The 12,282-nt window shown below is 61.5% G+C and carries 9 protein-coding genes; 7 read left to right on the top strand and 2 right to left on the bottom strand.

Annotated features, from left to right (window positions below):
• From ABYO54_RS07130 to nfi, 3 genes are all read left to right on the top strand, one after another.
• On the top strand, nucleotides 1-1,256 hold a 1,256-nt coding region (locus tag ABYO54_RS07130), incomplete at its 5' end, for an SbcC/MukB-like Walker B domain-containing protein (protein ID WP_372807555.1).
• A 17-nt stretch (nucleotides 1,257-1,273) separates the two neighbouring features.
• Complete coding sequence (gene hemL, locus ABYO54_RS07125; protein ID WP_372807554.1) at nucleotides 1,274-2,536, top strand: glutamate-1-semialdehyde 2,1-aminomutase; 1,263 nt, start codon at nucleotides 1,274-1,276, stop codon at nucleotides 2,534-2,536.
• 30 nt (nucleotides 2,537-2,566) lie between these two features.
• Nucleotides 2,567-3,214, top strand: a complete 648-nt coding sequence (gene nfi / locus ABYO54_RS07120) for a deoxyribonuclease V (RefSeq protein WP_372807553.1) — start codon at nucleotides 2,567-2,569, stop codon at nucleotides 3,212-3,214.
• Here nfi and ABYO54_RS07115 read toward each other — a convergent pair.
• Nucleotides 3,203-4,588, bottom strand: a complete 1,386-nt coding sequence (locus ABYO54_RS07115) for a WecB/TagA/CpsF family glycosyltransferase (protein WP_372807552.1) — start codon at nucleotides 4,586-4,588, stop codon at nucleotides 3,203-3,205. The genes nfi and ABYO54_RS07115 overlap by 12 nt on opposite strands.
• A 241-nt stretch (nucleotides 4,589-4,829) precedes the next feature.
• Here ABYO54_RS07115 and secA point away from each other — a divergent pair, with 241 nt between their 5' ends.
• The 4 genes from secA to bamE all read left to right on the top strand — a co-directional run bounded on the left by secA (nucleotide 4,830) and on the right by bamE (nucleotide 11,757).
• The gene (gene secA, locus ABYO54_RS07110) at nucleotides 4,830-7,895 is read left to right on the top strand and encodes a preprotein translocase subunit SecA (protein WP_372807551.1); all 3,066 of its coding nucleotides are present in this window, start codon (nucleotides 4,830-4,832) and stop codon (nucleotides 7,893-7,895) included.
• Between the two features lie 198 nt (nucleotides 7,896-8,093).
• Complete coding sequence (gene tilS / locus ABYO54_RS07105) at nucleotides 8,094-9,341, top strand: tRNA lysidine(34) synthetase TilS (RefSeq protein ID WP_372807556.1); 1,248 nt, start codon at nucleotides 8,094-8,096, stop codon at nucleotides 9,339-9,341.
• A gap of 86 nt (nucleotides 9,342-9,427) precedes the next feature.
• Nucleotides 9,428-11,389, top strand: a complete 1,962-nt coding sequence (ftsH, locus tag ABYO54_RS07100; protein ID WP_372807550.1) for an ATP-dependent zinc metalloprotease FtsH — start codon at nucleotides 9,428-9,430, stop codon at nucleotides 11,387-11,389.
• Nucleotides 11,390-11,421: 32 nt separating this feature from the next.
• Nucleotides 11,422-11,757 carry an outer membrane protein assembly factor BamE gene (gene bamE / locus ABYO54_RS07095; RefSeq protein ID WP_372807549.1) on the top strand — a complete coding sequence of 112 codons (336 nt, stop codon included), beginning with the start codon at nucleotides 11,422-11,424 and terminating at the stop codon, nucleotides 11,755-11,757.
• A 4-nt stretch (nucleotides 11,758-11,761) separates the two neighbouring features.
• Here the strand turns inward: bamE and ABYO54_RS07090 are convergent.
• Nucleotides 11,762-12,282 (bottom strand): hypothetical protein (locus tag ABYO54_RS07090; RefSeq protein ID WP_372807548.1); only part of this gene is annotated, 521 nt, incomplete at its 5' end.

Below are 12,282 nucleotides of genomic sequence, written 5' to 3'. Positions count from 1 at the left end.
GCCACGACCAATGGGTCGCGGCGGATAAGCAAGCCAGCAGCCTGAAGCAAACCCTCTCGACCCTGGAAACGGCCCTTGCCGGCCAGCGGGAACAGATCGAACAGCATGCAACGCGCATCCGCAAAAAGGCGGAAGCGCTGGCGGCATCCGGCGCCGCCATCGAAAAACTCAAGGGGGAACGGACCACCCTTTTTGGCGAGCGCGATCCCGACACCGTGGAACGCGATGCCCAAACCGCGCTCGATGCCGCGCGCAAGCAAACCGAGGCGGCGCAAACGCAACTGACCGACAGACGGCAGGCTCTCTCGCTCGCTAGTCAGCACCTTCAGGCCTTGGAGAACCGAAACAAAGAAACGGAGACCGAGCTCGCCGAAGCCCATCCGGCCTTCGCCGCAGCCATCGACGCCGCCGGCTTCGAAAACGAGGCGGCCTACCGCTCCGCCCGGCTCGACGAAACCGAGCAATCCGCGCTTGAAGCGCGCGCCGACGAACTCAAGCATCGCCATACGCACCTCGCCGCGCTCGAAGCCGAAAAGTCCAAGCAGCTCCAGACCGAACGCGCACAGAACCATGCCGAAACCGCGCCCGCGGAATATGCGGCCCTCGCGGAATCCTGCAACGAGCACCTGCAACGGATCGGAACCCTCAAGAGCCGCCTGGAACAAAACCAAAAGGCGGTTGAACTGCACCAAAGCAAACTGGGCGAAATTGAAAAACAGCGGCTCGAATGCATCCGCTGGAACCGGTTGCACGAACTGATCGGCTCGGCCGACGGGAAGAAATTCCGCAACTTTGCCCAGGGGCTCACCTTCGAGCTGATGGTCTCGCACGCCAACCGGCAACTCTCCAAAATGAGCGACCGCTACCTCCTGGTCCGCGACAAAGAGCAACCGCTCGACCTCAACGTGGTCGACAACTACCAGGCCGGCGAAATCCGCCCCGTAAAAAACCTTTCCGGCGGCGAGAGCTTCATCGTCAGCCTTTCGCTCGCCCTGGGCCTTTCGCATATGGCCAGCAAAACGATCCGCGTCGATTCGCTCTTTCTCGACGAAGGCTTCGGCACGCTCGACGAAGATGCGCTCGAAACCGCGCTGGAAGCCCTCTCCGAATTGAAACAGGACGGCAAACTCATCGGCGTCATCTCGCACGTCGGCGCGCTGAAAGAGCGCATCGGAACGCAAATCAACGTAGAAACCACCAGCGGCGGACGAAGCCGGCTTGCAGGAACCGGCATTTCCACTAGGATCACGGATTAAACAAAAGGAACTCTCTTATGAACTCAGCACAATGGTTTGAACGCGCGCAAAAGGTGATTCCGGGCGGAGTCAACAGCCCGGTTCGGGCATTCAACGGCGTCGGCGGAACGCCGGTTTATTTCAAGTCGGGCAAGGGCGCCAAGGTCCAGACCGAGGACGGCACCGAACTGATCGACTTCTGCGGCTCGTGGGGTCCACTGATTTTGGGCCACGCCCGCGACGAGGTGGTCGAAGCCGTTTCAAAGGCCGCCGCCAACGGCCTGAGCTTCGGCGCGAACACCGCGGCGGAAACGGAGTTTGCCGAACTCGTCACCTCGCTGGTTCCCGAAATGGAAATGGTGCGGCTGGTCAGCTCCGGTACCGAGGCGGTCATGACCGCCGTCCGTTTGGCGCGCGGCTACACCGGCCGCCGCAAGATCATCAAGTTCGACGGCTGCTACCACGGTCACTCCGACTACCTGCTCGTCGCTTCCGGCAGCGGATTGCTGACCGGCGGCATCTCGTCTTCGGCCGGAGTTTCGCCCGCCGCGACCGAGGAGGTTTTCGTTGCGCCCTACAACAATCTCGCCGCCGTGCAGGAAATCCTGAAGGCCAACGGCGACGAAATCGCCGCCGTGATCGTTGAACCGATCGCCGGCAACATGGGCTTGGTCGAGCCGGAGCCGGGCTTCCTCGAAGGCCTGCGCGCCGCCACCGCCGAATGCGGCACCCTGCTGATTTTCGACGAAGTCATCAACGGCTTCCGCTTGGCGCCGACCACCTTCGGGCACACCATCGGCGTTGAAGCCGACATTACCACCCTCGGCAAGATTATCGGCGGCGGCATGCCGATCGGCGCCATCGGCGGCAACACGAAAATCATGTCGACGCTCGCGCCGCTTGGCCCGGTCTACCAGGCCGGCACCCTGAGCGGCAACCCGGTCGCCGTGGCCGCCGGCATGAAGACGCTCGAACTGCTGCGCGACGAATCGCCCTACCTCAAAATGGAAATCCTCGGCAAACGCCTGGCCGACGGCATCAACCGCATCGCGACGGAAAAGGGGCTCGACCTGCACTGCGCCCAGCGCGGCGGCATGTTCACCCCCTTCTTCCGCAAGCAAGCGGTGCACAATCTCGATGACTCGAAAGCGTGCGACCAGAAAGCGCACGCGGCCTATTTCCACCACATGCTCGACCACGGGTTCTATACCCCGCCATCCGGCTTCGAAGTCGCCTTCGTCTCCGCGGCCCACTCCCAAGAACACATCGACGCCTTTTTGAAAGCATTTGAAAAAATGTAATCACGTCTCACGTTTCACTCTTCAAAAATTATGCATGCCTGGGATGTCAGCCCGAAGGAAGCGGTTCAGATTCAGAAAGCCCTGATGGGCAAACTGAAGCTGGAGGACGCTTTCGGCGAAATCAAAACCGTTGCGGGGATCGATGTCGGATTTGCGAAGAACAATACGGTGGCGCGGGCCGCGATCGCCATACTGGATTTCCAGACGCTGAAAGTCGTCGAAACGGCGGTTGCGCATCATCCGGTTTCGTTTCCCTACGTGCCCGGGCTGCTCTCCTTCCGGGAGGTGCCGGCCGTACTGGAGGCCATGCTCAAGCTGAACGCCCAGCCCGATCTACTGCTGTGCGACGGCCAGGGCATTGCCCATCCGCGCCGCTTCGGGATCGCCGCCCACCTGGGCCTGCTGCTCGACATCCCCGCCATCGGCGTCGCCAAGTCGCGTCTGACAGGAACCCACCCCGAAGTGCCGTCGACGAAAGGAAGCTATGTTCCGCTGATGGACAAGAACGAGCAGATTGGCGTGGTGCTGCGCACGCGCACCAACACGAAGCCGCTCTACATCTCGCCGGGGCACCGCGTCGGCATCGACACGGCGCCGAGGCTGGTCATGCGGTGCGTCACGAAATACCGCCTGCCCGAAACCACCCGCCGGGCACATAATCTTGCCTCAGGCGTGTAGAAGCATTTTATCGACGCGGGCGATCTCGAAGGTGCGGCGCGGCTTGGGGGGCAGGTTGGCGATCGACATGGATACGCCTTCGTCCTGCGTGGTTTTCTTCAGCGAGATCAGGTACCCGAGGCCGGAGCTGTCGATGAAATCGAGCCGGGAGGCATCGACCTCGACGGTTTTCAGGATGCCCTGCGCGCGCAGTTCGTGGTGAATGAAGCCGGCTTCCTTTTCGAAGTAGGGCAACGTGGCCGACGTGAGCTCCATCGGGAGTTCCAGGGTGAGCGCCCCCTCGGTATAGAGGGTGCCGCCGGCGAGGTGCTCGGTGAGGTTGTTCGCAATCGCTTCCACCTCGTCGCGGCGGGTCGCGGTGTCGAAATAGTCGGTCAGCCGGCAGGTCTCCAGCAGCCGCAGCAGCTTCGGACGCGGCGCGTAGAGGATCAACCGCTTCCCCCACGACCGGCAGATTTTATTGGTTTCGAGCAACGCCCCCAACTCCAAACTATCGAGCCAGGGAACCGCATGCAGATCGACCAGCACGTTCATGCCCATCGCGGTATCGGCAATGCGTTGCACCCATTCGCGGGCCGCCGTCTCGCTGCCGAGTCGCTGGAACCGCTCGACCGCGATGCCCTGGTCCTCAAGCGCGAACAGATCGTTCTCGTCCAACATTTGGAACGGGCGGGGTTTGTCGGCCATGCGGTTGATCAGGAACATTTGCCGGGAGGCGCAAAGCAGGAAACGGACGTTGGCGCAATAGCGGACAAACAGCCGCTGGGGATTGCAACAAATCCGCCACAGCCATTCGAGGTGTTGGTTGCGCATCCACTGCGGCGCGCGTTTTTGTTCCCCCGTGATGAAGTCGAGCGAGGCGCCGACCCCCATCGCCACGGGGATGTTCCAGCCGCGGACGTGCATGCTGATGAACTTCTCCTGCTTCGGGGCCCCGAGCGCCACGAAGAGGATATCCGGCCGCGCCACCTCCAGCTTTTTCAGGATGTTGCGGTGGTCCATCTCCAGCAAGGGCGCATAGGGCGGCGAATAGGTCCCCGCCACTTTCAGATCGGGATGGCGCGCCTTGAGAATCTCCATGGCCTTTTCGGCAACGCCCGCCGCGCTGCCGAGGCCATAGATGCTCATCCCCTCCTTCGCGGCGCGTTCGGCCAGCATGGGCGTCAGGTCCGACCCGGTCACCCGGTCCTTGAGCGCGGGCCCGAAGAAGGGCGCAAGCTTGACGATGGGAAATCCATCGGCCAGCACGAGGTCGGCGTCGATCAGGATGCGTTGCAGCTCCGGATCGCTCCAGGCGCGGGTCACGAAATCAAGGTTGGCCGTGGCAATATTGGCCGGGCGCCCGGATTTGACCCGGGCGATAATCCAGTCCACGGCCTCCTCGAACGTAACGTTATGGAACGGAACGCCGTAAATCACCAACGGAATAGGGGCTGATCGTTCATATTGCATAGGGCGCAAGGGTAGTGGGAGCCCCGTGCGATTTCAAGATCCATTCCATTAAAGAAATTCTTCAACACCCCCCGTCCATGAACGCCCTTTTCCTAATACCGGCTTGTGGGGCGGGGGTAAATGGGGTAGGTTTCATGCTCTTTTTGCAAACACAGGAAACATCATGAATTGGATTTTGAAGAAGATACTCGGCTCGAAGAACGAACGCGACCTCAAGAAGATGCGTCCGCTGGTCGAGAAGATCAACGCTTACGACGAAGAATACAAGGCCCTGACCGACGAACAGTTGCAGGCCAAAACGCAGGAATTCAAGGATCGCCTGCAGCAGGGCGAAACGCTTGAGGACATCGAACTCGAGGCGTTTGCGGTCGTCAAAAACGCGGCGCGCCGCCTCTGCGGAAGCGAGGTCGATGTGATCGGCCATCCGATTTCCTGGGAGATGGTGCATTTCGACGTGCAGCTCATCGGCGGCATGGCGATGCACAAGGGCATGATTGCCGAAATGGCGACCGGGGAAGGCAAGACCCTCGTGGCCACCCTGCCCGTCTACCTGAATGCGCTTTCCGGCAAGGGCGTGCATGTGGTCACCACCTCCGACTACCACTCGCAACGCGACTCGGAATGGATGGGGCATCTCTACAAATGGCTCGGCCTCTCGGTCGGGTGTCTCAAGAACCAAATGCCGCCGCCCGAGCGCCGCGAGCAATATCTCTGCGACATCACCTACGGCACCAACTCCGAATTCGGCTTCGACTACCTGCGCGACAACATGGCCTACAGCCCCGAAGACATGGTGCAGCAGAAGGGCCACAACTTCGCCATCGTCGACGAAATCGACTCGATCCTGATCGACGAAGCGCGCACGCCGCTGATCATTTCGGGCCCGGCGCCCTACTCGTCCACGCAGTACAGCGAGCTGCAGCCCGCCGCCGCGCGCCTCGTGCGCCGCCAGCGCGACCTCTGCACCCGCCTGCTGCAAGAAGCTAAGGAACTGCTCGACGCCGGCGACCAAGACGAAGCCGCGCTGCGCATGTACCAGGTGTTCGAGGGCATGCCCAAGAACAAACAGCTCATGCACATGATCGAGGACGTGAAAATCCGCAAGCTGCTCGAAAAAACGCAGATGGCCATGCTTTCGGACATGCGCAAGGAACAGGCGCGCAAGTTGCGGCAGGAACTCTTCTTCACCATCGACGAAAAGGGCCACGACGCCGGACTGACCGAAAAGGGCTGCGCCGAGATGAATCCGGAGGATCCGGAAATGTATGTCCTGCCCGACATGGTCTCCGCCATGGCCGAGCTCGACGGCGACACCGGGCTCTCCCCGGAAGAAATCATGGAGAAGCGCCGCGCGATCCAGGAAGACTTCGCCCTGCGCAACGAGCGCGTGCATGCGGTCGACCAGCTGATCCGCGCCTACTGCGTCTACGAAAAAAATGTCGACTACGTGGTGCAGGACAACCAGGTCCTCATCGTCGACGAACACACCGGACGCCTGATGGTCGGCCGCCGCTGGAGCGACGGCCTGCACCAATCGGTCGAAGCGAAGGAAGGCGTGACGATCGAGCGCGAAACGCAGACGCTCGCGACCATCACCATCCAGAACTATTTCCGCATGTACGACAAGCTCTCGGGCATGACGGGTACGGCCGAGACCGAAGCCGACGAATTCCACCAGATCTACGGCCTCGACGTGATGGTCATCCCGACCAACCGCCCGGTCCGCCGCGTCGACCTCAACGACCAAGTCTACAAGACCCAGCGCGAAAAGTTCCGCGCCGTGATCGAAGAAATCAAGGCGGCGCACGCCCGCAAGCAGCCCGTGCTGGTGGGTACCGTGGCGGTCGAGACCTCCGAAGTGCTCAGCCGCATGCTGCGCCGCGAAAACATCGTCCACAACGTGCTCAACGCCAAGAACCATGCGCGCGAGGCCGAGATCGTCGCCAACGCGGGCCAGCCCGGCGCGGTGACCATCGCCACCAACATGGCGGGCCGCGGCACCGACATCAAACTCGGCAAGGAAGTGGTCTATCTCGATGAAAAGGATTTGCAGTCGAAGGAATTCTCGCTCGATTCGAAGGTCGATGGCCAACCCTTGCGCAAGCTGCTCGAAGAGCGTCCCTGCGGCCTCTACGTGATTGCCTCCGAACGCCACGAGTCGCGCCGCATCGACCGCCAGTTGCGCGGCCGCTCCGCGCGCCAGGGCGACCCCGGCGTTACCCGCTTCTATGTTTCCCTGGAAGACAACCTGATGCGCCTGTTCGGGTCCGACCGCATTTCGAACATCATGGAAAAGCTCGGCATCGAAGAGGGCGAAGTGCTGGAGCACCCCTGGCTGAACAAGTCGATTGAAACCGCCCAGCGCCGGGTCGAACAGCAAAACTTCATGATGCGCAAGCGCACGCTTGAGTATGACGACGTGATGAATGCCCAGCGCGGCGAGATCTACGGCTTCCGCTCCGAGGCCCTGACCAGCGAAGAGCCGCGCAACCTGATCTACCACTCCGCCGAGCAGGCCATTGCCACCCACGCCGCCGACGCCGTGGCCCTGAAGACGGAACAGGGCATCCACGAATTCATCATTTGGGTCAACACCACCTTCCCGCTCGGCATGCGCGAGCACGACCTCCCCGATGAAAAGACCGCCGACAGCCTGGCCGAATGCGTGATGGAACGCGTGAAAAAGGCCTACGATCTCAAGGCCCGCCATGAAAGCGCCGACTCGTTCACGCGGCTCGAACGCCACATGATCATCCAGTCGATCGACGAGCATTGGCAGGAATACCTGCGCAGCATGGACAGCCTGCGCGAAAGCGTTGGCCTTCAGGCCTATGGCCAGCGCGACCCGCTGGTGGAATACAAGCGCGAAGCCTACCACCTCTTCATGGATCTGATGGACCGCATCTACGAGGAAATCGCCAATTCGATGTTCCGCTCGGGCACCTCCATCGAAGCGATCGAGGATTTTTTCCGGTCGCTCTCCAGCATGCAGGTGCGGCATCCGCAGGCCTCGGCCCTTGCGGCCGCGTCGGCGCAGGCGCAACGGCAACCCCAAAACGCCCCGCCTCCGGGCATGGGTCAACCGATGGGCGCCCCGCCGCCCGGCATGGACTTGCCGCAGGCCCCCGCCCCCACGCCCATCCGCAAGGCCGTCCCCAAAGCCGGCCGCAACGACCCCTGCCCCTGCGGCAGCGGCCGTAAATACAAGAAATGCTGCGGTGCGGAATAGCCCCGACCGCAAAATGGGTTAACCAAAAAACGCCGGACTTCGATCCGGCGTTTTTTTTCGCGATGCCCTCCCGCCGGCGACCTTTTAGGCTTCCATTTCCACGGGGTTACTGCATGTTCTACCGACATGGAATTACCGGAAAAAATTTGGACGGCCCTCGATCGTCACGGGTTACTCCCGGAAAAAGCCCATCTCGTGATGGGGGTTTCCGGAGGCGCGGATTCGGTGGCGCTGTTGCGGGCATTCCACGCCCTCGGGATTTCCTGCACCGTTGCGCACGTAAACCACCGGTTGCGCGGTGCGGAATCGGATGCGGATGAGCGATTTGTCCGGGAGTTGGCCACCAGCCTGGGCCTCCCCGTTTCCGTCGAGTCGATCGATGTCAGGGCACTGGCCGAACGCACGGGGCAATCGCTGGAAATGGCGGCCCGGCAGGCCCGGCACGAATTTTTCGCCGGTTTCGGTCCATCGACCATCGCGCTCGCCCACCATGCCGACGATCAGGTGGAAACCTTTTTTCTGAAACTCGCGCGCGGCGCGGGCGCCGAGGGGCTCGGCGGCATGGCCTACGCCCAATCAATCGGCCCCCTTCGACTCATCCGCCCAATGCTGGCAATCCCGCGCGCCGAGATTCTCGGCTGGCTCGAAGCGCAGGGATTCGCGTGGCGGGAAGACGCCAGCAATTGCGACGAACGCTTCAAGCGCAACCGCGTGCGCCACACGGTGCTGCCGATGCTGGCCAAGGCGCTGAACCCCGACATCCGCGAAACGGTGCTGCGAACCATGGAAATCCTGCGGGAAGAAAACGCATGGTTGGAGAAACAGCTGGAAGGAATGACGCTCGCCACGTGCGACAACAAGGCGTTGCGGCGGCGCATGCTCCGCAAATGGCTCTTCGAAAACGGCGCGGAGGAGGCGGGCTTCGACGCCGTTGAACAGATTCTGGGGCTGATGGCCGCCGGCCAGGGCACCACCTTTTTCGAGCTGAACAACCGTCAACGCGTGGTGGTGGAATACGGCATTCCGCGTTTCGAGCAGGTGGAGCCGGCAGCAATGCCGGCACCGGACGGACCGGAAGGCCTGCCCCACGTCCGGCTGACCATCGAATCCGGGACCGGATGGCGGAAGGACCACGGTAACGGGGCCGGCCTTCTTCCGGCGGAGGCGTCGTTCGATGCCGCCAAGGTCGGCGATTCGCCGATCGAGGTGCGGGGCTGGCGACCGGGCGACCGCATGGAGCCGTTCGGCATGGAGGGGTGCCGCAAATTGCAGGATATCCTGACCGACCAAAAGGTGCCGCGGCTGCAGCGCCCGCGCATCCCGGTCGTGGTCTGCCGCCACGAGATCATCTGGTTGCCCGGCTACCGCACGGCGCGCGGCTGGGAGGTGCAAGGCCGCAACGGGAAAGCCGTGCATGTCCGCATTGAACAAAACGGCGGCGGCTGACTCCAAGGTTTGTGTGTGTACGCGTTGCAATCGCCCCGGGGCGGTGGTAGTTTGCGCGGAGTTTTTTTTAAGGAAAGATTTTAGTTATGGCTGATGACAAGCAACAAAAAGACGCAAAGGGAAGCAAGCCAGGGAAAAAGGGACCGCCGCCGATGCCGATGCGCGGGCTGGCGATCTCGTTCCTGATGATGGCGGTTTTCCTGACCGTCCTCCACCTGTTTTCCGACGACACGAACAAGTCCAACAAGATCGAGTACACCGACTTCATCAACATGGTGAAGGGGGGCCGCGTTTCCAAAGCGGTCATTTCGCACGACGGCGCCGGCAACTACTACGTCGAGGGCGAATCCACCGAGCTCAACGAATCGGGCACGACGCAGTTTCGGTCGGAAGTGATCCTGACGGACAAGCTGCTGGAGCTGCTGGAAGAAAACGGGGTGCAGACCAAGGTTCGGCAGCCGAAAACCATGCTGGTTTCGATCCTCGCCAACATCGTGCCGTTCATCCTGATCTTCGGCATCATCTACTTTGTCTTCATCCGCCAGATGAAGAATGCCGGGCGCGGCGCAATGAGCTTCGGCAAGAGCCGCGCGAAACTGCTGACGCAAGACAAGAACAAGATCACGTTCAAGGATGTGGCGGGCGTTGACGAAGCCAAGGAGGAGCTGGCGGAAGTGGTCGAGTTCCTGAAGGATCCGAAGCGGTTCCAGAAGCTTGGCGGCAAGATGCCCAAGGGCGTGTTGCTTTCCGGCTCGCCGGGCACGGGGAAAACCCTGCTGGCCAAGGCCGTCGCCGGCGAAGCCGATGTCCCCTTCTTCACCATCAGCGGCTCCGACTTCGTTGAGATGTTCGTCGGCATCGGCGCCTCGCGAGTGCGCGACATGTTCGAACAGGGCAAAAAGAACGCCCCGTGCATTATCTTCATCGACGAGATCGATGCGGTCGGGCGCAGCCGTTTCAGCGGCATCGGCGGCGGGCACGACGAACGCGAACAAACCCTCAACGCCCTGCTGGTCGAGATGGACGGTTTCGACACGCAGGAAGGGATCATCATCGTTGCGGCCACCAACCGGCCCGACGTGCTCGACCCCGCCCTGCTGCGCCCGGGCCGTTTCGATCGCCAAGTGGTGGTCGATCTGCCGACGCTCGAAGGCCGCGAACAGATTCTCAACATCCATTCGCGCAACGTGCGCCTTTCGGACAAGGTCGATTTGAAAAGATCGGCGCGCGGCACGCCGGGCTTCTCGGGGGCCGACCTGGCCAACCTGGTGAACGAGGCGGCCTTGCTGGCCTCCCGCCGCGGGGCAGACTTCGTTGAGCAGGAGGATATGGAAGAAGCCCGCGACAAGGTCATGTGGGGCCGCGAGCGCCGCAGCCACGTGCTTGATTCGGAAGAAAAGAAGCTTACCGCCTACCACGAAGCGGGCCACGCCATTGCCATGTACTGCACGCCGGAGTGCGAGCCGATCCACAAGGTTACGATCATTCCGCGCGGCCGGGCCCTGGGCGCAACCATGCAGTTGCCTGAAAAGGACCGCTACACCCAGTCGCAAAAACGGATCGAAGCCGACCTCATCTCCTTCATGGGTGGTCGGGCCGCGGAAGAACTGATCTTTGGCGATGTGACGACGGGGGCCCACAACGACATCGAACGTTCCACCGCAATCGCCCGCGCAATGGTTTGCGAATACGGCATGAGCAAACTGCTCGGCCCCCAGAACCTGGGTAGCCGCAACCAGCCCGTCTTCCTCGGACAAGGCATCAACGGTGCGCACGAACACAGCGAAGAAACCGCGCAGAAGATCGACCAGGAAGTCCAGCGCATCCTTACGCAAGCGTATGATGCCTGCATGAAGATCCTGACCGACAACCAGGACAAGCTGGTTGCACTTTCGGAATTGCTCATCGAGCGCGAGGTGCTGGACTTCGCCGAAGTCGATTCCATCATGAAAACCGGCAAGCTGCCGGAAGGCAGCGAGAAAGCGGAAAGTCCGGTCGCCCCTCCCGAGGAGACGCAAACCACTGCGGAAGAACCGGAATCGGAATAGACATTTTCAAGTGTTGTGGCTAGGATGCCCGCATGAAAACATTGAACATGATCTTAGCCGCCGTGGTGCTGTTTCTTGCGGGATGCGCAACCACCTTCGTCCCCTGGAAATTGAGCGATGTCAAAGAAGGCATGGCCCGCGACCAAGTGGTTAAGCTACTGGGGGAACCCGACTACACGGTCGACAAGGATGGTGCGGAACTCCTGTACTATTCCTACGTGGAAGAGCCGCTTCCGATGAGCGAAACCTCGATGGATAGCCATGCGAGCATGGACCAACGGGCGAAATCCTTCAGCCGCACGCTCACGGACGTTAAATACGAAGTGATGCTCGTCGATGGCAAAGTGATCAACTACAAAGAGCTGTAGGGCTCTACCTTCGGTTCGATTTCATCATCTCGTCGATATAGGCATCGTCCGCGGTAGGATCGTAGGTCTTGTTGCGGGACTTCCACTGCTCGAAGGTGTTGGGCTTTTGATATTCCTGTTTCTTCGTGGTGGAATCGACCCCGCTCCAGCTCTTTTGCTGCTGCTGTTCGCGGCGGGTTTGGTAGGGGCTTTTGTAGGGCGTATAGCTTCCGGGCCGCTTTTCCTCTTCCGCGCCGGTGCGTCGCTCGTATTTGGGTGCTTGCGAATCGATCTGCGGATAGGGGGAATCGAGCAGGAGCCCGCTGCCGGGAGTTGCCCCATAGGTGCGCTTTGAACCGAGCTCGCCGCCCGAATAGACCGTCCCTTGGTTTTCGCTCCCCACCCCGCTCGTCGGGCGGCCATAGGCATCGTATCCCTGCCGTCCATCCCATACAGAGGAAGACCCGGAGCGGCCCAGGTCGCGCGAGGCATAGGGATTGTAGCGGCCCTCGGACCGGTCTTCGCCGTCCCGTTGCCCGCTCCAGG

The sequence above is a fragment of the Pontiella sp. genome (assembly GCF_041622395.1).
GTDB lineage: Bacteria > Verrucomicrobiota > Kiritimatiellia > Kiritimatiellales > Pontiellaceae > Pontiella.
Note: the sequence above shows the minus strand (reverse complement) of the source record. Positions and strands in the feature narration are given on the sequence as shown.

What these genes read in the sequence shown, in the direction of transcription:
- hemL (WP_372807554.1), top strand. Translation starts at nt 1,274, where the DNA reads ATGAACTCAGCACAATGGTTTGAACGCGCGCAAAAGGTGATTCCGGGC.
- secA (WP_372807551.1), top strand. Translation starts at nt 4,830, where the DNA reads ATGAATTGGATTTTGAAGAAGATACTCGGCTCGAAGAACGAACGCGAC.
- nfi (WP_372807553.1), top strand. Translation starts at nt 2,567, where the DNA reads ATGCATGCCTGGGATGTCAGCCCGAAGGAAGCGGTTCAGATTCAGAAA.
- ftsH (WP_372807550.1), top strand. Translation starts at nt 9,428, where the DNA reads ATGGCTGATGACAAGCAACAAAAAGACGCAAAGGGAAGCAAGCCAGGG.
- bamE (WP_372807549.1), top strand. Translation starts at nt 11,422, where the DNA reads ATGAAAACATTGAACATGATCTTAGCCGCCGTGGTGCTGTTTCTTGCG.
- tilS (WP_372807556.1), top strand. Translation starts at nt 8,094, where the DNA reads ATGGGGGTTTCCGGAGGCGCGGATTCGGTGGCGCTGTTGCGGGCATTC.